General features: G+C 34.7%; 24 protein-coding genes. 9 read left to right on the forward strand and 15 right to left on the reverse strand.

Features of this window, described 5'->3' with window-relative positions; all coding sequences use genetic code 11:
- Positions 1-45 precede the first annotated feature (45 nt).
- Positions 46-1,134 carry a hypothetical protein gene (locus tag ACPF9A_RS15760; protein ID WP_423998429.1) on the forward strand — a complete coding sequence of 363 codons (1,089 nt, stop codon included), beginning with the start codon at positions 46-48 and terminating at the stop codon, positions 1,132-1,134.
- 97 nt (positions 1,135-1,231) lie between these two features.
- Here the strand turns inward: ACPF9A_RS15760 and ACPF9A_RS15765 are convergent, their stop codons facing one another.
- From ACPF9A_RS15765 to ACPF9A_RS15790, 6 genes are read right to left on the reverse strand one after another with little or no spacing between them, the layout of a single operon-like run.
- The gene (locus ACPF9A_RS15765) at positions 1,232-2,290 is read right to left on the reverse strand and encodes a nucleoid-associated protein (RefSeq protein ID WP_423998430.1); all 1,059 of its coding nucleotides are present in this window, start codon (positions 2,288-2,290) and stop codon (positions 1,232-1,234) included.
- A 55-nt stretch (positions 2,291-2,345) separates the two neighbouring features.
- A complete protein-coding gene (locus ACPF9A_RS15770) occupies positions 2,346-2,843 on the reverse strand; it encodes an IS1096 element passenger TnpR family protein (protein WP_423998431.1) in 498 nt (165 codons plus the stop codon).
- A 26-nt stretch (positions 2,844-2,869) separates the two neighbouring features.
- On the reverse strand, positions 2,870-3,904 hold the full coding sequence (locus ACPF9A_RS15775) for a COX15/CtaA family protein (RefSeq protein ID WP_423998432.1): 1,035 nt from the start codon (positions 3,902-3,904) through the stop codon (positions 2,870-2,872).
- Between the two features lie 14 nt (positions 3,905-3,918).
- Complete coding sequence (locus tag ACPF9A_RS15780; RefSeq protein WP_423998433.1) at positions 3,919-5,343, reverse strand: CCA tRNA nucleotidyltransferase; 1,425 nt, start codon at positions 5,341-5,343, stop codon at positions 3,919-3,921.
- A 4-nt stretch (positions 5,344-5,347) separates the two neighbouring features.
- Complete coding sequence (locus tag ACPF9A_RS15785; RefSeq protein ID WP_423998434.1) at positions 5,348-5,908, reverse strand: L-threonylcarbamoyladenylate synthase; 561 nt, start codon at positions 5,906-5,908, stop codon at positions 5,348-5,350.
- Positions 5,909-5,924: 16 nt separating this feature from the next.
- A complete protein-coding gene (locus ACPF9A_RS15790) occupies positions 5,925-6,755 on the reverse strand; it encodes a glycosyltransferase family A protein (protein WP_423998435.1) in 831 nt (276 codons plus the stop codon).
- Between the two features lie 98 nt (positions 6,756-6,853).
- Here ACPF9A_RS15790 and ACPF9A_RS15795 point away from each other — a divergent pair, with 98 nt between their 5' ends.
- On the forward strand, positions 6,854-7,672 hold the full coding sequence (locus ACPF9A_RS15795) for a glycosyltransferase family 2 protein (protein WP_423998436.1): 819 nt from the start codon (positions 6,854-6,856) through the stop codon (positions 7,670-7,672).
- Here ACPF9A_RS15795 and ACPF9A_RS15800 read toward each other — a convergent pair.
- Both ACPF9A_RS15800 and glf read right to left on the reverse strand, forming a co-directional pair.
- Positions 7,654-8,448 (reverse strand): glycosyltransferase family 2 protein, encoded by a 795-nt coding sequence (locus ACPF9A_RS15800; RefSeq protein WP_423998437.1) that lies wholly within the window; start codon positions 8,446-8,448, stop codon positions 7,654-7,656. The two genes, ACPF9A_RS15795 and ACPF9A_RS15800, sit on opposite strands and share 19 nt — an antisense overlap.
- 159 nt (positions 8,449-8,607) lie before the next feature.
- A complete protein-coding gene (glf, locus tag ACPF9A_RS15805) occupies positions 8,608-9,720 on the reverse strand; it encodes a UDP-galactopyranose mutase (protein ID WP_423998438.1) in 1,113 nt (370 codons plus the stop codon).
- A 142-nt stretch (positions 9,721-9,862) separates the two neighbouring features.
- Between glf and ACPF9A_RS15810 the strand changes: the two genes are divergently transcribed.
- A complete protein-coding gene (locus ACPF9A_RS15810; protein ID WP_423998439.1) occupies positions 9,863-10,897 on the forward strand; it encodes a beta-1,6-galactofuranosyltransferase in 1,035 nt (344 codons plus the stop codon).
- Positions 10,898-10,900: 3 nt separating this feature from the next.
- Here ACPF9A_RS15810 and ACPF9A_RS15815 read toward each other — a convergent pair whose 3' ends face one another.
- Positions 10,901-11,716, reverse strand: a complete 816-nt coding sequence (locus tag ACPF9A_RS15815; protein ID WP_423998440.1) for a 2,3,4,5-tetrahydropyridine-2,6-dicarboxylate N-succinyltransferase — start codon at positions 11,714-11,716, stop codon at positions 10,901-10,903.
- Positions 11,717-11,815: 99 nt separating this feature from the next.
- Between ACPF9A_RS15815 and ruvX the strand changes: the two genes are divergently transcribed.
- The 5 genes from ruvX to ACPF9A_RS15840 all read left to right on the forward strand — a co-directional run bounded on the left by ruvX (position 11,816) and on the right by ACPF9A_RS15840 (position 15,033).
- Positions 11,816-12,226: a Holliday junction resolvase RuvX gene (gene ruvX, locus ACPF9A_RS15820; RefSeq protein ID WP_423998441.1), complete on the forward strand. Its 411-nt coding sequence runs from the start codon at positions 11,816-11,818 to the stop codon at positions 12,224-12,226.
- Complete coding sequence (def, locus tag ACPF9A_RS15825; RefSeq protein WP_423998442.1) at positions 12,227-12,817, forward strand: peptide deformylase; 591 nt, start codon at positions 12,227-12,229, stop codon at positions 12,815-12,817.
- Between the two features lie 60 nt (positions 12,818-12,877).
- The gene (locus tag ACPF9A_RS15830; RefSeq protein ID WP_423998443.1) at positions 12,878-13,306 is read left to right on the forward strand and encodes a DUF5606 domain-containing protein; all 429 of its coding nucleotides are present in this window, start codon (positions 12,878-12,880) and stop codon (positions 13,304-13,306) included.
- 218 nt (positions 13,307-13,524) lie between these two features.
- Positions 13,525-14,613 (forward strand): ATP-binding protein, encoded by a 1,089-nt coding sequence (locus ACPF9A_RS15835; RefSeq protein WP_423998444.1) that lies wholly within the window; start codon positions 13,525-13,527, stop codon positions 14,611-14,613.
- A 33-nt stretch (positions 14,614-14,646) separates the two neighbouring features.
- Positions 14,647-15,033, forward strand: coding sequence for a response regulator (locus tag ACPF9A_RS15840; protein ID WP_423998445.1), 387 nt, complete (start codon positions 14,647-14,649; stop codon positions 15,031-15,033).
- Between the two features lie 55 nt (positions 15,034-15,088).
- On the opposite strand, the gene ACPF9A_RS15845 is transcribed toward ACPF9A_RS15840, so the two are convergent.
- Genes ACPF9A_RS15845 through ACPF9A_RS15860 form a run of 4 tightly spaced genes read right to left on the reverse strand, consistent with a single transcriptional unit; the run spans position 15,089 to position 19,055 of the window.
- On the reverse strand, positions 15,089-16,699 hold the full coding sequence (locus tag ACPF9A_RS15845; protein WP_423998446.1) for a family 20 glycosylhydrolase: 1,611 nt from the start codon (positions 16,697-16,699) through the stop codon (positions 15,089-15,091).
- A gap of 12 nt (positions 16,700-16,711) precedes the next feature.
- Positions 16,712-17,380 (reverse strand): GDSL-type esterase/lipase family protein, encoded by a 669-nt coding sequence (locus ACPF9A_RS15850; protein WP_423998447.1) that lies wholly within the window; start codon positions 17,378-17,380, stop codon positions 16,712-16,714.
- A gap of 26 nt (positions 17,381-17,406) precedes the next feature.
- Positions 17,407-18,282, reverse strand: a complete 876-nt coding sequence (locus ACPF9A_RS15855; RefSeq protein ID WP_423998448.1) for an alpha/beta hydrolase — start codon at positions 18,280-18,282, stop codon at positions 17,407-17,409.
- 11 nt (positions 18,283-18,293) lie between these two features.
- A complete protein-coding gene (locus ACPF9A_RS15860; RefSeq protein WP_424004497.1) occupies positions 18,294-19,055 on the reverse strand; it encodes an MIP/aquaporin family protein in 762 nt (253 codons plus the stop codon).
- Positions 19,056-19,148: 93 nt separating this feature from the next.
- On the opposite strand from ACPF9A_RS15860, the gene ACPF9A_RS15865 reads away from it, so the two are divergent.
- Positions 19,149-19,739 (forward strand): hypothetical protein, encoded by a 591-nt coding sequence (locus ACPF9A_RS15865; protein ID WP_423998449.1) that lies wholly within the window; start codon positions 19,149-19,151, stop codon positions 19,737-19,739.
- A gap of 2 nt (positions 19,740-19,741) precedes the next feature.
- Here the strand turns inward: ACPF9A_RS15865 and ACPF9A_RS15870 are convergent, their stop codons facing one another.
- Positions 19,742-20,644 (reverse strand): SMP-30/gluconolactonase/LRE family protein, encoded by a 903-nt coding sequence (locus tag ACPF9A_RS15870; RefSeq protein ID WP_423998450.1) that lies wholly within the window; start codon positions 20,642-20,644, stop codon positions 19,742-19,744.
- A gap of 8 nt (positions 20,645-20,652) precedes the next feature.
- Positions 20,653-21,486, reverse strand: coding sequence for a sugar phosphate isomerase/epimerase family protein (locus ACPF9A_RS15875; RefSeq protein WP_423998451.1), 834 nt, complete (start codon positions 21,484-21,486; stop codon positions 20,653-20,655).
- Positions 21,487-21,507 lie beyond the last annotated feature (21 nt).

Here is a 21,507-nt window from a genome sequence, read left to right on the forward strand (position 1 = left end):
AAAATTATTTAAGTGAAATGATTAATTTGTAAGTAAATTTGAAGCATGTCAGAAGAAAGATTAATGTCGAAGAAAAAACCCGCTTACCCAGTAAGTGAGGCGTTAGATGGTTATTTAGAACATTATAGCCGTAAGATTGAAATTCCTATATTTTACGACGATTTGCTTCGTTTTTCAGGTTCGGTTGTAGTGTATGATAAAAATGATGAAGACACTCTTTGGGTACGAGCATACTATTCAGAATATGAAAGAAAAGAAATAGATGATAGTTTAAAGAAAGTCTATTCAATTTTACATTCTGATGGAAGTGATAATATTCATCAGTATTTAAATGTTGATGCCGTTGATTTCTGTACGTTCGGAAATTCTAAACCTTTTCGTATTAAGATTCGAAATATATTGAACGATAACTTCACTTATTTCTACATAAAAAAGACGGATGCATCGCGTATTTATGGCTTAGAATTAGAGCATATGCTTTCGCCGTATAATCTTAACTTTTTGGTGTATAAAGACACTCTAATTGAAGAGCATATTGCAGGTATACCTGGCGATGAATTTATTAAACATAATTTGCCGCTCTGTACGCCTAGTGAAAAGGCACAGTTAGCGAAAGAATTCGTAAAATTTAATGAACGTTGCATGATCAGGCTATTGGGCGATATGAGGTCATATAACTATGTAATTGTACCTACCCATGATTTTGACCATGTTGTTTATAAAATTCGTGCTATAGATTTTGATCAACAATGTTTTGAAGGAAAACTAAAAGTCTATAGACCTCAGTTTTTTAAAGAAAATTATAAAATGGTAGAGTTGGTTCGTAAAAAACTGACCCACGATTCTGTTGATCAGTATAAATTAGAAGAACGTTCAATGGTTGCCAAGAGAATTTTAAGTTCTGGTAATAGAATTAAAAAATTACGTGCCATTTGTAAGACCGATGAAATCTCAACACCCGAAAACATTGCTATGCTAAGAGAACAGATTGAAGTTCTTACGATGGACATGGATTTTCAGAACTGCAAGACAATGGGAGAAGTGCTAGATTTAGCGCTCAATTTTGTTCGTAGAAATTATGAAGATGTAAGTGTAAAACAGATTATAGAACACAATATTAAAATTAATAACTAACACATGTTTTAATAGCTAAAAATCGAAAAAGCCCATTATTTTCTTTAGAAAATAATGGGCTTTTTGCTTGTTGTAAGCTTGGCGTATTTAAGGAATACTAGCTCTTTTGTTCTTTATTGAAGTATACTAAGTAATAATACATTTGTCTTTCTTCGTCCCAACCTTTTTCCACATATTTCTCTGCAGATTCAGGGTTGATGAAGTCCATTTTTATCTGAATATTCGTATCCAAATTAATGACATTTTTTATTTTTTTACGCGCATCAGATACTGCCTTGTTCGCAATGTCGAATGTAGAAACATCTTCAATGCTGTACTTCGGACCTTTTTCTGTTTTGTAATGTTTGAATTCTGGTATCAATTCGGGGTTTTCCATTACCTCGTTCAAAAAAGTAGACTCTTCAAAAGAATCGTTTTTTGCAAAATGGTTTACTGCACGGTTCATGAACAATACCTCTTGCTGCTTGTCTTCCGCTGGTAAAACCACATCTTTTGCGAAATTCTGGCAAAATTTCAAGTAGTTTTTAGTTTTAAAATTGTCATCCGATAGCGGGTTTACACCTAAGAAATTTTCAATCCAATATTTGGTATCGTACTTGTTGCTATCTACAGATAATACTTTGTAACCTTCTTCTTTGTCAACATTAAAAATCAAACACCCTTTATCTAACTTATTGATGTTGATACCTTGTTGAATAACGATATCTAGGTTGCTGTTTTTTTCTTCGAACTGTATAAAATCGTGTTTTAACTCACTTTTAAATATGCCTATGGCATCTACTTTTTTATTATCTAAAAGTAAATTAGAAAGGTAGGCAACATATACCTCACCACTTTTAATATGTGGGTGGTTAGATTGTTCGAATAATAAAGAAGCTATTTTTTTAGAATTTATATGAGCCTTTGAGTTGTCTTCAAAAACTTCACTAACTATTTTGTATAATTCATTGAATTCAACATCAACTTCATTAGCCAATTTATAATAGTTCTCTTCCTTTTCTCTAAAAGGCTTAAAAAAGTATTCTTTTAATAGACCGGTGGTTTCATCGTTAAGTCTAAAGGGTTCTTCTGAAAGAAAAACACCTTCATTCTTATTTTTGTTACCAACTCTATGTATAGAAATACTTTCGATTTGGGTAGCATATAGGTTAATCATAAAATGTTCTAAATTAAATGGTTAGCAAGGTAAAGTGAAATTTTTTACGCGTAATTTAGTTCCAATTTTCATCGAAATCTAAATCGTCATAATTATCAAAGGTATCATCAAAGTCGAAGGTATCGCTCTCTACTTCAAAGTTTTTTTCTGGCGGAGTTTCTGGTAGTTCACCAAATGAAAAAAGTATATTAGGGTAAGAACGACCATCTTCATTTTCTTGAATATCTGCAAGCTCAACGAAAAACGTCCACATGTTCATAAAATCATAAACGTATATCAGTTTGGGGTTGTTCTCGGTAATGATATCCTCTAAAAAGGTTTCGTTCATTAACTTAACATCAGAGCCAGATTCGCTCATGTCAAAAAGTGCAATCTCTTCGTCTTGTTTCCACTCTTCATCACATGTATAAAAAGATGCCATTTCATTACCTAAAAAACCAAATGCCTGTGTAATGGCATTATGAAAGTCTTCTAATGAATTATGCGCCTCTATCTCTAGATCTCTGAAAATATCTTCATCAGCGTCTAGAATTACACGAATTTTATAAATCATACTTTAATTTTTGTGGGAGGGCAAAGTTACGAAGTTTTCGAGTTTATTCTAGGCATTAATGCATCTAAAAGTATGTAGAATTGTACACCAAATAGAATAGACGCCAATACGAGGTGCAATGGCTGACTCGCAAATGGAAAGTCTAAATAGTTCATGGCAATACCCGTAAACACTTCCACTACCAGTAAAAACAAGACCCAGTAAATTTTAAAGTGCCCTAAATCTAACTTTGTAATTCTATATGCCAAGAATGCGTTTACTAGAATGACTAGAATAGAAAATGAACGATGTATATAAAATAATACTTCAGGATCTCTTAACCAGTTATCTCTTGCATTGTATCCGAAAATATCTATTTGCTCGTCTATAAATTGTCGAACCTGTGTACCCAGAGTAATTTGTACAAGGGTTAATACAATGGCTACAATACTAATGTTCAATACCAACTTATCGTACTTAATGCGTTTATTCTCATTGTTGGCTAAATAGATGACATACAGTAACATCGCTACGATTACCAATGCCATAAGCATGTGAACAGTGATTTTGGCGGGTTCTAAAACGGAGTACACTACTGTTGCGCCCAGCCAAGCTTGAAAAACCATGCCTACAACCACTAACCATGATAGTATGGGTATACGTTTTTTCTTCTTCCAAAATTTAATCGACATGATAGCCAATAGTAAGGTGGCAAGACCTGCCAATGCTCCCAATAGTCTGTTAATATATTCGATCCATGTGTTCCACGGATTAAATTCTGCGTAGTCATGTTTCGTATATGCTTCCCAATTGGTAGCGTCAAAAGCATTTGTTGTCGTGAACGTTTTTTTTGAAACTTGTAAGGTCTCACGATGAATAATTACCTGACCTTTTTCGAACAATCTATCTGGTTGCCATTGTATTTCTGTAACCTCTGTTGGTGGTATATAATAACCAAAACATTTGGGCCAATCTGGGCACCCCATTCCGCTACCGGTCATTCTAACCACTGCGCCGGCAACAATTACTAAATAAACCAATGCCAATGATATTTTGGCTATTTTTCTAAATGTAATATCCATAAATAATATTCATTCTATTTTGAACTCTGTAGACCCAATTCTGCACCCTTAAGATACATAAAATCTTGTGCCGCTTTATATTCATTCGGAATTTCTCCTTCTAAAATCGCTTCTTTAATCGCTTCTTTTATAATTCCGATTTCCTTTGATGGTTTTAACGAAAAAGTTTCCATTATTTCTTCGCCACTAATAGGTGGTTGAAAGTTTCTAACATGATCGCGAGCTTCTACTTCTTCAATCTTTTGGCGAACAATCTTAAAGTTTTGATGGTATTTACGCTGTTTCTTGGGGTTTTTAGTAGTGATATCCGCCTCACACAAAGTCATTAGATCTTCTACATTATCGCCGGCATCAAAAACCAATCTACGTACAGCTGAATCGGTCACATAATCTTCAGAAAGTATAATAGGTCTTGAACTCATTAAAACCATCTTCTGAACGAATTTCATTTTCTCGTTCAATGGCATACGTAAACGTTTGAATAATTTAAAGACCATCTTGGATCCTACGAATTCGTGCCCGTGAAATGTCCATCCAATTTTTTTATGGAATCTTTTGGTCGGTGCCTTACCTATATCGTGTAATAAAGCAGCCCAGCGTAACCATAGGTCGTCTGTAGCTTCAGATATATTATCGACTACCTCTAAAGTATGCCAAAAGTTATCTTTATGTTTTTGACCTTCAATTTCTTCTATACCTTGTAGAGCAGTTAGTTCTGGTAGAATTAACTCTAGTAATTCTGTTTTATGCAGTAACGAAAAGCCTAAAGAAGGTTTTTTGCATAACATAATTTTATTAAGCTCGTCTAAAATACGTTCGTTCGATACTATTTTTAGGCGGTCTTTATGTTCTGCAATCGCTTGTAATGAGGGTAGTGCGATCTGAAAATCTAATTGGGTGGCAAAACGAATCGCACGCATCATACGTAAAGGGTCATCTGAATACGTAATGCCTGGCTCTAGGGGAGTTTTTATAATCTTGTTCTCTAAGTCTGCAATACCGCCAAAAGGATCGAGAAGCGCACCGTAGTTAGCTTTGTTCAATGAAAGCGCCAAAGCATTAATGGTGAAATCTCTTCTTTTTTGGTCATCTTCTAAAGTACCATCTTCAACTATGGGCTTACGACTATCTCGGTTATAACTTTCTTTTCGAGCTCCAACAAATTCTAATTCAATACCGTCACTTTTGATCATGGCAGTACCAAAATTCTTAAAAACAGAAACTTGGGGCTTGCCTTTTAATTTAGAAGCTACCTTCTCGGCAAGGTCAATACCACTGCCAATAGCAACTACATCTATGTCTTTTGGTATGTTTCGTTTTAAAAAATAGTCTCTTACAAAACCTCCAATAACATAACAATCTACAGAAAGTTCTTCTGCAGCTTCTGAAATTATTTTGAAAATTGGGTTGTTTAAAGCGTCTGTATAGCTCTCTTGCATGTTCTTATTCTCGAATAATCTTCACCGTATTGTCATTAGAAAGTCTAATAATTGATGAGGCGGAGCTATTCTGTTTCTCACGATGCAAATTTACCACATAGTCTACACCTTTTAAAATGGCTGAATCTATATTTTGGAAAGATTTTGGAGTAGGTTGTCCAGATACGTTGGCAGAAGTAGATACAATAGGCTTTTTAAACTTACTGATCAGGTATTGGCAAAACTTATCAGATGCTACTCTAATAGCTAAGGTATCGTCTTCTGCTATTAAGTTTTTAGCCACACCACGAGGTTTATCGAATATAATAGTCGTCGGCTTGGTAGCAAGGTCGATAATATCATAAGCTAGGTCAGATACCTTTTCAACATGCTTTTCGAGCATGGCATCATTGGCAACTAAACATATCATTGCCTTACTATCATCGCGTTGTTTTAATTTATATATCTTTTCGACGGCTTTTTCATTTGTAGCATCACAACCAATTCCCCAAACCGTATCGGTAGGGTAGAGTATGAGTCCGCCATTTTCTAGAACTTCTATGCATTTGTTGATTTCCTCTGTCATTTGTTTTTTGCTTGTATTAAAGAAAATTATCTGGAGTAATGTTGAAGTAATTAGTTATAGCTAGCCATTGAGTCTTGTTTTTATCTCCTCCAATATTCGACTTTTTTAGAGATTGCTTTTGAGACCCTATTATAGGTATGGGGGTTTTAGCTTTATTTGTTGCTTGCTTAGACTCGGATCCTTCTAAATAAGCCATGGCTTTAAACCACAGGTCATCTGCTTTCGGAGCCAATTCTAAAAATAATGTTGAGTCTGTTACTTTTTTGGAAAGGCTATTTGGTGGATATAAAACGCCCTCGGCACCAATTGGTATTACAGCAGAGGTTTTAAATTTTGAATCTTTATCAAAGACCCAACATTTATACGATTGTAATTCTCCAGCCATGTTATATGTAATATATCTGGTCTGATTCGCGATAACTTTGTTAGGATGTAATTGATGTTCTTCATGTAATAAACGAAGCCAGTTTGGTCTATAAAGCATATCATCATCACAAGTGACAATTATTTCATTCGGGAATAATTCTAAGCTATGAATTAACTTTCTGTGAGAACAGGTTAAATCTGAATACATGATTTCAAATACTTCACTTTCTAAAGACGCCAGTTTTTTTGGAATTTCGTTTTTCAACGAATGATGTAACCATAAAATAATTTTCTTCGGTCGTACGTCTTGATTTAAAATGCTTCTAATGGTTAAATGAAGTGTGCCTAACCTTGATGGAATCGAGGTTAAAGAAACTATTACCGGTATTTCTTTTTTATTCTCGGTTATCATACTTTTAGACGAAAGGGCTAAAAGTTTAACCGAATTGTAAATTGATACAGGAATTTCTTTTAACTTCATTTTACAATGCTGTAATTTGTCCCTTTATTCAGAGACCTTCTTTTCTAGCTCAAAGATAGATAAGAGTTTTATATTTTTGCAGTAATTTGAAACGTAGCATGGAGATTCCTAAAATAAGTATCATCGTTAGTACATATAATGCCGAAGAGTGGCTGAAGAAGGTACTATGGGGCTTTGAGCAACAAATTTTCAAAGATTTTGAAGTTGTTATTGCCGATGACGGATCGAAGGCACCTACTAAAGAATTATTGGCTGAGATGGCTGAAAAGGTGCATTACCCAATTGTGCATGTTTGGCAAGAAGACGATGGCTTTCAAAAATCTAGAATATTAAATAAAGCGGTAACTGCCTGTTCTGCTGATTATATTATCATGACCGATGGTGATTGTATACCTCGTGAAGATTTTGTTCAGGTACACTACATTAATAAAGAACCAGGTTATTTCATTTCTGGCGGATATTATATGTTACCCATGAATATTTCTAAATTGATCACCTTAGATGATATTGAAAATCAACGTTGTTTTAATATTCAATGGTTGAAAGAAAAAGGAATTCCGCAAACTTTTAAAAACAATAAGCTTACTGCTCAAGGTTTTATTTCTAAGATATTAAATTGGGTTACGCCTACCAATGCTAGTTGGAACGGACATAATTCTTCTGGTTGGAAAAAGGATATTGAAAATGTAAACGGCTTCGATGAACGCATGCAGTATGGCGGTCAAGATAGAGAGCTCGGCGAACGTTTATTCAATTTCGGGTTAAAGTCTAAGCAATTGCGATATAGTGCTGTTTGTATACATTTAGACCACAAACGAGGGTATAAAACACCAGAATCTATTGCGAAAAATGTGGGTATAAGAAATGCTACTAAAAAAGAAAAAAGCGTGTGGACGTTCTATGGCATCACTAAGTAATACGCAAGCTCATTTTTTTGTTCTAATTTTTTAAGCTCCTTGTAACGTTCTAGAACGCCCAATGAGTTTAAATAACAGATGGTAAAACCTTTTTTACCGTCAAGTATACCAAGACGTAATATGTAATGGTTGAAAAATTTCCAACTAGTTTTTAACACCATCATTACATAAGTAAATTTCTTTTCTCTGTAAAAAGATTCAACAGCCTTTAATTGACCGTATTTTAACATTTTACCTTTGTAATCTTCGTAATTCTTATAACAGTAATGGGTCAGTTTTTCATTTAAGATACCAGAAGTACCATCAACGTCTAATGTTTCATGAACAATTTTACAGTCAGAAAATACAGCTTTGCTTTTTCTAAAAAGTCTGTAGTTTTTATCGGTTTGCCATCCGCTGAAATTCAATTTTTCATTCTTGAACATGAACTGGCGATAGAACCAAAATGCCGCAATATCAGTATCGCTAGATACTGTTTCTGTAATTTCATTTTGTAGAGCGTTAGAAACAATTTCGTCAGCATCTAAAAATAAAACCCAGTCATTGGTAGCTTGTTTTAAGGCAAATGATTTTTGAGCAGTGAAATTCTCAAACGGATTTTGAATAACTTTTACTTTCGGGTTATCCTTTAAATATTCATAGGTTCCGTCGGTACTAAAAGAATCAACTACAATAATTTCATCGGCAAAAGAAACTGATTCGATACACTTTTCGATGTACCCAATTTCGTTATACGTAATTACTAATGCGGTAAGTTGTTCTTTTTTGGTAATCATACAATCCAATTTGATAGGTTTGCTCTAATCGGAGCGAACAAAGTTATAACAAAAAAAGAATTAAAAAATTGTGTTAAGCAGTAAAATTCTTACACAATTGAAATCCAACGTTATAGCATGGTTCAGTTTATAAGAGGGCGTATTTTAGAATGGTTGCGTTTAATTATCAAAAAGTTTTTTAGTTTTTGCTAATGCTGCGCCGATAACCTGATGCATATCGTAATACTTGTATTCTGCTAGCCTACCGCCAAATATCACTAAGTCTTTGGCAGCCTTGTTCTTATACTGTAAATACCTATTGTTGTTCTTGTCGTCATTAATAGGATAATATGGTTCTAAATCTGTTGAAGCTTCTAACGGGTATTCTTTTGTAATAACGGTTTTCTTCTGTTGCCCGAACTCAAAATGCTTGTGCTCTAAAATTCTTGTATAGGGTATTTCTGCTTCTGTATAATTTATTACCGCATTACCTTGGTAATTTTCCATGTCTAAAATTTCATGGTCAAAACGTAATCCACGATATTCTAATTTACCAAATTCGTAGTTATAGTATTCGTCAATTTTACCCGTAAAAACAGTTTTATGAGCCATGTTGTCAAGTGCTATTTTATCTTTAAAATAGTTGACACCAAGTTGTACATCGATACCTTCTAAGAGTCCGCCACTTAATTCATTATATCCTCCTACAGGTATGCCTTGGTAACTATCGTTGAAATAATTATTGTCGAAAGTGAATCTTAACGGTAGTCGTTTAATAATGAATGCCGGTAATTCAGAAGCTTTTCTTCCCCATTGCTTTTCAGTATATCCTTTTATCAGCTTATGATAAATATCTTCCCCAACAAGTGAAAGTGCTTGCTCTTCTAAATTTTGTGGTTGTATTTTTTGATATTTCTTACTTTGTTCTTCAATGATGGATTTTGCCTCGGTCGGTGTTTTTACTCCCCATAATTGGTGAAAAGTATTCATGTTAAAAGGTAAATTGTATAATGAACCTTTGTAATTGGCAACCGGTGAATTCGTATACCTATTGAACGGGACAAAGTCATTTACATAGTCCCAAATTTTCTTGTCATTGGTATGGAAAATATGCGCTCCGTAGGCATGCACATTAATATCTTCTATTTTTTTACAAAAAGTATTTCCACCAATATGTTCTCTTTTGTCTACTACCAGGCATGTTTTTCCTCTTTTTTTGGCTTCATGGGCAAAAACTGCTCCGTATAATCCGGCGCCTACAATAAGAAAATCATACTTTTTAGTTGACATCATTCTTCAATATTAAAAGCGCAAAGATACTGTTTGAGATGGAAATTAGTTAACATGAAAAGGTCTACTATAATTGAAATTTAATATTTCATATGTAGTTTTATATCGTTAAAATTGCAATACTTAAACCATAACTAATAATTGAATGAATTCTGATAATCTCTATTTTATTTCTAGGAATTACAAATTTTCAAAAAACGCAGCTTCCAAACCAAAGATGGACTGCGAGACGGTTCTAGAAAAGAACGGATTCAAGAATTTGGGTTTTAGACAAAGTAATCACTCCAGCTCGGCAATAGGTGCTATTATCAGTTTTTTCGGAATAACAAAAGGATTGTTTCTACTACCAAGAAAATCCGTTTTCTGTATGCAATATCCGTTAAGCAAGTTTTTCGGATATATAACTAGCATTGTTTCTTTGAAGAAATGTACCCTCATCATTATTATACATGACGTAAAATTTTTAATGGGTAAGTCTACTGATTTAAAGGGAGAAATGGCAAAATTCAATAAAGCCGATTTTATCATCGTTCATAACGAATCTATGAAAAAGTGGTTTCAAGAAAATGGATGTACTGCTCAATTGGTAAGTTTAGAGTTGTTCGATTATATTCATGCCAGTAATAAACATGCAACACTAAGCACACCTTATGATGTAGTTTTTGCAGGAGGATTAGGGAAAGAGAAAAGTGAGTTTTTATATAGTATGGATAGCCTTAATCCCTCAAATTATAAACTGAAATTATATGGTAATGGTTTTAATGCTGCCGATGCTGAAAAAGATAACTCCATTTTAGATTACCAGGGTGTTTTCTCACCAGACGAAGTAATTGATGAAATACAAGGTTCGTTCGGTTTAATTTGGAACGGGAATGCATTGAACGAATGTTCAGGAGATTTTGGAAAGTATCTTTTATTTAATAATCCGCATAAAACATCTTTATATCTCTTGTGCGGATTGCCGGTTATCGTTTGGAAAAAAGCTGCTATTGCTAAATTCATTGAAAAAGAACAAATTGGTATTACCTTAAATTCTTTAGATGAATTGGATGATGCATTAGCAAACCTTGATCCCAAAGATTATGCTACTATGATTTCTAATGTAGAAAAGGTAAAAACCAAAGTTGCCTCTGGTCATTACCTTTCTCAAGCTATTAACAAAGTAGTTGAATTGATTTAAAAATTAAACCGCAACATCATACTCTCTAAGTGCATCGTTCAATGATGTCTTTTTGTTTGTACTTTCTTTTCTTTTTCCTATAATTAAAGCACATGGCACTTGAAATTCACCTGCCGGGAATTTTTTGGTATAACTACCAGGTATCACTACTGAACGTGCAGGAACAACACCTTTTGTTTCTACGGGAGTTTCACCTGTAACGTCAATTATTTTGGTACTCATTGTTAAAACAACGTTTGCGCCAAGTACTGCTTCTTTTTCAACTCTAACACCTTCAACTACAATACAACGAGATCCAATAAATGCACCGTCTTCTATAATAACTGGTGAAGCTTGTAATGGTTCAAGAACGCCACCAATGCCTACACCACCACTTAAGTGTACGTTTTTACCGATCTGTGCACAACTACCTACAGTAGCCCAAGTATCTACCATGGTACCTTCGTCTACATATGCACCAATATTTACATAACTAGGCATTAAAATAGTTCCTGGGGCAATATATGCGCCATGTCTTGCAACGGCATTTGGTACAACACGAATCCCTTTTTCTTTATAGCCTCTTTTTAAAGGCATTTTATCGTGGTATTCAAAAATACCTGCTTCTAAGGTTTCCATTTTTTGAATAGGGAAATACATAACAACCGCTTTCTTTACCCATTCGTTAATTTGCCACCCGTCAGCTGTTGGCTCGGCACATCTTAATTTTCCGATATCTAAAAGGTTAATCACCTCTCTTATGCTGTCTTGGGTTGCAGATTCCTTTAAAAGGTCTCTGTTGTCCCATGCTTTTTCTATTTGTGCTTTTAATTCTGTCATTTTCATAAAATTTTCTCAAATATAAGTTGAAGTACAGTAATTCCCCATGCGCATGGGCACATATAACAAATTATCCTTTATTTTTGCCAAAAATTAAGTTTGGGAAAGATTCTTGCAATTGATTACGGAGAAAAACGTATTGGCCTAGCGGTTACCGATGATATGAAAATGATAGCTTTCGGATTAACCACTGTAGCTACCTCTGAGATCTTTGACTATTTATCTGACTATATATTAAAAGAAAAAGTAGAGACCATTGTGGTAGGCGAGCCGAAACAAATGGATAATACGGCATCTGAATCTGAACTGCATATTGCTCCATTTTTAGTGAAGTTGGCAGAGAAATTTCCAAGCGTTCCTATTAAAAGGCATGACGAACGCTTTACATCTAAAATGGCTTTTCAGACCATGATAGATAGCGGCTTAAAAAAGAAACATAGAAAAAACAAAGCATTGATCGATGAGATTAGTGCTACTATTATATTACAAGATTTTTTAAAGACATTATAAATGATTTTACCCATTATAGCATACGGCGACCCCGTATTAAGAAAAGTAGCGGATGATATTGATAAAGACCATCCAAAACTGAATGATTTGTTGGCCAACATGTGGGAGACCATGTATAACGCCAGTGGTGTAGGTCTTGCGGCTCCACAAATAGGATTGCCTGTTCGTATATTTTTGGTAGATACTACTCCGTTTTCGGGCGATGAAGATTTAACACCAGAAGAGCAGAAGCAATTAGATGGCTTTAAACAAGTATTCATCAATGCAACTATTGAAGAAGAAACTGGAGATGAATGGGCTTTCAATGAAGGTTGTTTAAGCATACCCGATGTTCGCGAAGATGTAAGCAGAAAAGGTGTTATTAAAATTACATATTTAGATGAGAATTTTAAACAACATTCTAAAACCTTCGATGGTTTACTGGCAAGAGTTATACAACATGAGTACGATCATATAGAAGGGGTGTTGTTTACAGACAAATTATCTGCCTTAAAGAAACGAATGTTAAAAGGTCGATTAACCAATATTTCTAAAGGTAAGATTAGTGTAGACTATCGCATGAAATTTCCTGCAATGAAAAAAGGACGTTAAAATGCCTCCATTATTAATAGAAAAGTATAATATTTGTTTTCTGAAATTTTAAAAGAGTTTATGGGTTTAGAGAAAATTTTATCTGTTGCAGGAAAACCAGGTTTGTATAAATTAATTACCCAAACCAGAACAGGTTTTGTAGCAGAATCTTTATTAGATGCAAAAAGAATAACAGTTAGCCTACGTAGTAGTGTAAGTGTACTGTCTGAAATCGCAATTTATACGCTTGAAGAAGAGGTTCCGTTAAGAGAGGTTTTTCAAAAAATTCAAACAAAAGAAGAAGGCGGTAAAACTTCAATTAGCCATAAAGACGAAAAAATTAAATTAGAAGAATACTTTTTTGAAGTGTTACCTAATTATGATGAAGATCGTGTTTACGTTAGTGATATTAAAAAGGTTATACAATGGTATAATATTTTGACCGATAATAAAATAACCGACTTTTCTAGCGAAGAAGTAACAAGTGAAGAAGGTTCTGAAGAAGAATAGTTTTTCTCTTATACTATATGTAAAAAGCCCTTTTAGGGCTTTTTTTTGTTTCAAACCTAATAGTAAAGCAATTTTGTTTTATTGCTTAAGCTGTTCATCTACAGTTTTTTGTCATTCATCTACACCTTTCTCTTATCCAACATATATCAATTGAAATAAGATATTAAATGCTGCAAATTTGTGGTGTAGCTTAATAGCCTTAACAAAATTTGAATGATATGAATACTAGTGAATTTGACATTGATTGTGAATTAAAAAGTGCTTTTTTCGAAAATGCATATTCACCATTTGTGATTTTAAATCGCGATCTGAACTTTGTTGATGTAAATCAAGCTGGTGTTAATACCATTGGCATTTCTAAAGAAAATTTCATAGGTAAAAATTTGTTGGACATTTTCCCTTATTTAGAGGGAACTGAGCGGTACGATGCTTATAAAAATGTTATAGAAACAGGCGTACCAATAGGTTTTGATGAGTTATTGTTTAAAGGTGAATTTACTGAGATGACTTTTATGTCAAGGGCATTTAAAATTGGCGATTACTTAGGTATAACAACACTTGATGTAACGAATGTTATCGATGTGATACAAAAATTAAAAAGCTCACAAACCTCATTAACAGAAGTTAATGAAAATTTGAAAAAGAAAAATCAAGAGTTAGAAGATTTTTCATTTGTAGCAGCACATGATCTAAGAGCCCCGCTTACGAATTTAAAGAGCCTATTGCGAATGGCTTTAGAATCTGATATTACCTTTAATGAGGTAATGCCTATAGTTGAAAAAATGAATGTGGTCACTAAAGTAATGTGCGATAAGATTACAGGCTTAAATATGGTGATTGCTACAAAGTCTAATTTTGGGGCACCTAAAACCACATTAGAATTTTCAGAGGTTGTTGGTAAATTAAAAACTAGTTATTCTAAAGAAATTATAAAAGATAGAACAATTATAAAAGAAGATTACTCGGCATGCCCTTCAATCAATTATAATAAAATGCAACTAGAGGGTGTACTTCAAACACTTATGTCAAATGCGCTTAAGTATAGACACCCTAAAAGAAAGCTAAGCATCAAAATTGAAACAAAAGATGTCAATGGTAGAGTTCAATTGTCTTTCAAAGATAACGGACTAGGCTTTGAACAAGAATTTTCTGATAAAATTTTCGCCTTATTTAAACGTCTGCATACCCATGTTGATGGTTTAGGTGTCTCATTATATATTATGAAAACCATAATTAACGAAAACGGAGGTACAATCGATGTATTAAGTCAAGTAAATAAAGGAACAGAGTTTATAATAATTTTTTAAAACAAATAATCAAACCATTTAAAACCCCACAAAATGATACGAATATTAATAATTGAAGACGACGAAGTAACGAACTTTATTGCTAAAACAAACCTCGAGAGATTTGGCTATAAAAACATTTCTATTGCCCTAAATGGTCAACTAGGACTTGATTATTTAAAGACCAATATCTCCCCTGATATAATTTTACTGGATATTAATATGCCTGTTTTAGACGGATGGGATTTTCTTAATAAGTTAAATGAACTAAACCTAGCTTCAGAGATACCTGTTGTAATTACAACTTCTTCATTTAGGGGAGATGATAAAATAAAGGCAGATAGCTACCCTAATATCATTGAGTACTTAGAAAAACCAATAAATTTTCAATATTTAAATACTATTTTATCCAAGGTAAAATTGAAATCTTATGATTTATAAATAAAAAAGCCTTGATGTATTTAGATCAAGGCTTTTTAATTGTCTTTATAGGTAGTTAGTCCTTCTTTATGGTTTCATACGTAAAGTCGCTCTTCTTCCAGTCGATAAGCGCAGAAGGGTAATACTTTACATCCATTCTGTCTAGAAAGGGTGCTTGGTCTGCTAATCGTACTTTATAATCATCCCAGTTTCTATTTTCTTTTGTACTCCAGCTTAATTCAGAATAGCCAATAATTCTTGGAAAAGCTAAGTATTCAAGCTCATCTATATTGCTGATTGTTTCTGACCATAGTGGTGCTTCAACACCTAGAATATTTTCCATTGGTATGCCATATTCTTCGGGTGTCCAAATATATGCAGTATCAACTGGTATGTATGCCGCCCAGTGTAATCCGAATTTAGATAGTGTATCATATTCCATATCTAAATATGCCTTTTTAGCTGGTGAAACGATAATTTGCATTCCCTTATCTACTGCTTTTTTAGCATTTTCTTCGCTGGCCCACCACTGAGAAATTGAGGTGGAATCTACATCGGCAATGGCAACTTCGTCCCAACCGATCATTCGCTTACCATGCTTCTGTACTATTTTCTCTACCTTATTAATGAAGTAGATGTAATCTTTCTTTTTTGTTACATGACTTTCATCGCCACCAACATGAAAATAAGGACCGGGAGTTATCGCTGAGATTTCTCTAACTACATCGTCTATAAAAGTATACACAGTATCTTTATGCGTATCAAAGGTGCTGAAGCCAACATGCATACCTTCATATAGCTTCGGAGTTTTTCCATTACCGTTCAAGAACGGGTAAGATACAGATGCTGCATTGGTATGACCGGGCATATCAATTTCAGGTATAATAGTCATATATCTTTCAGCGGCATAACGTATAATTTCTTTGTAATCTTCTTGTGTATAGAATCCGCCAGATTCGCCGCCAACTTCGGTACTGCCGCCAACTTCTGTAAGTTTAGGCCACGATTTTATTTCAATTCTCCAACCTTGGTCATCACTAAGGTGCAAATGCAGCACATTTATTTTATAGTAAGATAGTAGGTCAATATATTTTTTAACATCATCAACACTAAAAAAGTGTCGTGCAACATCTAACATAGAACCTCTATATGCAAAATTAGGGTTGTCAATAATTTTCCCAGATGGTACTGGCCAAATTTTTTGCAAAGCCAATGTGTCGTTACTTTCTAGGGGTACTAATTGTCTAAGCGTTTGTATACCTCTAAAAGCGCCTTCTGCGGTGTTAGAGTTAATAATAATTGAATCTTGATTTATGTATAGTTGATATGACTCTGGTGATGCCAGATCGGTACTATCGCTTTGGTTAATGTAGATAACTCTTTCTATGGTATTCGCACCTTCAGTATTTACAGGTATACTCAGATTTATTTTTTCTTTTAGTTTAGTTGCCAAAAAAGTACCGACTTCTTCAAAACCAGTTGCGTTTTTAGAAGTGTAGATTGCCGTAAACTGGTCCAATGCAAAAGCAGAGTTTGTTGGTATGGTCTTTAACGGCTTGGGTATTAAGCTAGCTTTAGATAAATCTGTAGTTGGCATTGCAATACGCTCTTTCTTCTCTTCGCTACAAGCAATTAATAATAGTGTTAAGCTTGCAAAAAATAGACTTCGAATACAAAAGGTCTTCATTGTGTAGTGTAATTAGTGTTGGTTTACTAAATCTTTCATGGCTTCATACCAAATATCGTAACCTTTTTGGTTCATATGCAGGCCGTCTTCAATAAATATATCGGTTTTTAGCTTTCGTTTGTTTAGCATTGGTTTCCAAACATCTACGTAATATAATTGTGGGTCGTTTTTGGTAAAACGTTCCATTTTTCTATTCAACCTTTTATATTTTCCTCGAATCTTCCATCTGCTGATACTTGGCTTTGCCGCAATCAAGATAACTTCGGTAGCAGGATTTTTAGATTTTATTCGACGGATGATCTCTGCGGTCGTATCAAGAACATCTGCAGGTCTTTTATCTGCCCATAAGTCATTATCACCCTCGTAAATAAATACTTTTTTAGGATTGTAGGATAAGATCAATTCATCGGTAAATACTAGTAAGTCTGATGCTTGTGAACCTCCAAATCCGCTGTTTACAATTTGATGGTTCGGAAACTCTTGTTCTAATTTTCTCCATAAACGAACACTAGAACTACCGGTGAAGACTATCGTTTCCTTTTTTGAATCCCAGATAGTATCATATTTCTGAGTAATATTTTTTACCTCTTCGGCGAAGATATTCTCTGTTTGAGAAATACAATAATTACTTGTTGAAAGTAGAAAAACCGTTATTAAAAATGAAATCTTGAAATTACTCATAAATGCAAATATGACTGATTAGCTTACTAATTAAGTGTTAGTTTTGTTAAACCTTCTGTAAGTGCCCAAGCATAAAATTGTTCGATCCAGTTATCAGAAGCTAATTGTTGTTTTTTCATTCCAAAACCATGTCCTCCTTTAGAATACATATGCATACCTGCATTTTTTCCACTAGTTACCCAATCTGTATACAGTATAGTACTTGGTCTGGCAAGTCCAAGTGGGTCATCTGAAGCACATATTACTAACATTGGCGGGGCATCTTCAGGAATTTTATATTCACCAATAACTGTCATCCAAGGGTAAACAGGTACTATGAAATCTGGTCTAGTAGCCTTGGTATAGTTAAAGGTAACACCCATAGTCACTGCACCACCAGCTGAAAAGCCCATGAACCCAATTTTGTTTGGATCTAATTTCATAGTCTTTGCATTTGTTCTTACATAAGTAATTGCTGCAAGACCATCTGCAATTGAAAGTGGTAAAACGGGAGCAACTCTTTCCCCGATCTTCGCCGGGTCGTTAGTGCTCTCATCTGTAATTTCTTTAATGCCATCTACACCGGTGGGTACTAATCTATATTTAAGAACAAAGGCTGTAATACCACGATTGTTCAACCATTTCGCAACATCTCTACCTTCACTATTAATACTTAAACCGTAAAGTCCGCCACCAGGGGCAACAATAACACTCGTGCCATTTGGCTGATCTGCCTCAAAAACTTCTAATCGAGGTATAGCCACGTTGGTTACCACATTTGTTTCCCATATATCTGAGTAATATTCTTTTTCAGCTGTCGACCAATTTACATCGGCATTTGTTTCATATTGTAAGTTTACCATTTTTTGGGCAAGTACAGTCATAGACGTAAAGATGCAGATAAGTAAAATAAGACTTTTCATAGTTGTAAATTTTATTGAATTGTTTCAATGAGCATAAATACCAAGGCAGCTAAAACTCCGCCAATTATTGGTCCTACTATTGGTACCCATGCGTAACCCCAATTACTATTTCCTTTATTTTTTATAGGAAGAATTGAATGTAGTAAACGCGGACCAAAATCACGGGCTGGGTTAATGGCGTAACCCGTTGGGCCGCCTAAGCCAAAACCGATACCCATTACCAATAGTGCAACTGGTAGCGCGTCTAACGACCCTAGTGAAACTGCACTGTCACCCATGGTGCCACCGGCAATATAGAATACACCGAATACAAGTGCGAAGGCTCCAATAATTTCGGTCATCAAATTCCAAAACGGACTCTTAATAGCTGGTGAAGTGGAGAAGGTGGCTAAAATTGCATCGATGTCTTCTGTGGCTTCGTATTGTTTTTTATAATTAAGCCATACTAAAAGATTACCCATCATGGCACCTAATATTTGTGCGACTATATAACCTGGTACTGCTGCCCAAGAAAATTTTCCGGCAACGGCAAGAGCTACCGTTACTGCAGGGTTAAGGTGAGCGCCACTGCCATCGGCTGAAATGTACACACCGATAAATACGGCAATACCCCATGCAAGAGAAATGCCCGTCCACCCGGCATCGGCTCCTTTTGTTCCCTTTAATACAATGTTCGCAACAATGCCATTCCCTATAAGAATTAGCATTGCAGTACCGATAAATTCAAAAATGTATGTAATCATAGTTTGGTTGGATTTTAAGTCGTTTAAGATAATTAAAATCAAGGAATTAATAAGAAATAAAACCCTTTGTTGAGTAATTGACAATTATTGCCTTGTAATTATATGAATTTCAATATAGTGTCTTTGAAAAATACATTTGAATACTTTGAGAAGGTTACTGCTTTTATCAATTTATTATTATCGAATGCCTGGTTATGGCAACATCTTTTGACTACCTTTCATATAGAATTAACCTATTTTGATAGTATCATGAGAAAATATATCCTTTATTTTATTACCTGTCTAGTGCTACTTTTTACAGGTTGCTCCTCTGATGATGGCGATGCTACAACTGATGATAGTGCCTTGGTTATTGGCACCTATATGTTAACTGAAATAAATGTGAATATAGCCCAAGATGTTAATGAAGATGGTACTGCTTCTAATAATATGTTAGATGAGCTCGACTGCCTAAACGGCACATTAGAAATTAATGCAGACGGCACTTGGGATCTTGATATGGTAGCACTAGATATTACCAGCGTAACCGGTGATTTTTATGCTATTCGTTGTGGTAGAACTGATACCTTCACAGGTAAGTGGACTTTTCAAAGTAGTGTGCTTGATTTAAACGCAACTAATTTTAGTACTATGGTTTTAAATTCATCTATTCTAACTGAAGGTGTAAATGAAGAATTGCCAGGTGTGTTAAATAGAAAATTTACCAAGCTGTAAATCTAATATCTAACACCATGTACATTCATTTGCAAAGTGTACACCGACCCCATTGCAGTTATAAATAGAACATCTTGATTTTCGCCACCAAAAGTAACATTGGCTGTCCAGTTTTCATTGATGGGTATATTCTTTAACTGTTCGCCCTGCGAATTGAAAATGGTAACACCTGCACCTGTTAAATAAACATTGCCTTTGTTATCGATGGTCATACCATCTGAGCCCATGTCTGTAAAAAGTGTGCGGTCACTTAAACTGCCATCTTCTTGAATGGAGTAGGAGTATGTTTTTTTGTCACCTATATCTGCAACGTAAAGTGTTTTGCCATCTAGGGTGCCAATTATTCCGTTAGGTTGTGCTAGCCCTTTCGCTACTATTGAGATGTTTTTTAAATCTGGTGAAATATAGTAGACATTTTTTTCTTTTATATCAGCTTCTGTCCTTGTCCAGTATTCTCTTTGGTAGTAAGGGTCTGTAAAATAGATTCCTCCTTTTAAATCGACCCAAAGATCATTGGGTCCGTTTAATTTCTTGCCTTCGAAATCAGTAATTAAGGTATCAATTTCACCTGTTTTATGAATTCGCCATAACTCATTTTCATCATCGGCAGCGGCCAATAAATTTTCATCATTGTCGAAATACAAACCATTTGCCCTACCTGACGATTCCATAAAAGTACTTATAGAATTGTCGGCGTGGTTCCATTTCAGAATTTTATTGTTCGGCTGATCGGTAAAGTATACATTACCATTTTTGTCTGATGCCGGGCCTTCGGTAAAGCTGAAATTATTAGCGACTTGCACAAGCTGTGCCCCATCAGATACCAAAGGTCTCTGTTGAGATTTGCAAGAGATTACAATTGTCAAAAGTAAAGATGTGAGAATAAATTTTATATAAAATTTCATAGGTGCGACTAAAGGTTTTTTAAATAGGTCATGTTGTGCTGCATGCTATCAAAAGGGGTACTTGCGTATTCTTCTTGTTCTATATAAATATGTTGAACACCAGATAGTTCTTTCATTTCAAGCATTAACGGAACATCTAGTATACCCTTACCGAATTCTGTACTTACTTTTTCATGCATATCCATATCTTTTAAATGCCAAAGCGGGAATCTGCCTTGGTATTTTTCAAAATATCGCAAAGGGTCTTTACCAGCAACAACTACCCAGCCCAAGTCTAGTTCCATATGAACTAATTCTTTTTGCGTATTATCCATAAGCACATCATAAAGTACTTCTCCGTTTTCAGATTCAAATTCGTACTCATGGTTATGGTATCCGAATTTTAATCCGAGTTTATTACATGCTTCGCCAGCAATATTAAACTGCTCTGCAACTTTTTTATAATTATCAATTGTTTGACCATCACTAGGTAGCGAAGAACAAATAAGATACTCTTGACCAGAAGCTACCGCATCTGCCATAGTTTGTTCAAACTTTTCATCTAAATGCACATGACCGCTTGTAAGTTTCATACCTAAATCTTTGCAAGCCGTTCTCATTTGTGCGGGCGTCAATCCATAATAATACCCTTTTGAAGATCCGGCACTTTCAATTTCCTTAAACCCAAGGTTAGCGATTTTCTCTAACGTTTTCATAGGGTTAGCAAGCATGTCGGTCCTGAACGAATATAACTGAACACCATAGCTAGATTTTTTAGTAGTCGCCATTGTTATTTGGGGCAGTAATACAGTAGCTGCACTTAATAACCCGGTATTTATAATAAACTTTCTTCTTGTATTCATTGGTATAGATTACAATGTTGC

The organism is Maribacter sp. IgM3_T14_3 (genome assembly GCF_049603095.1).
GTDB lineage: Bacteria > Bacteroidota > Bacteroidia > Flavobacteriales > Flavobacteriaceae > Maribacter.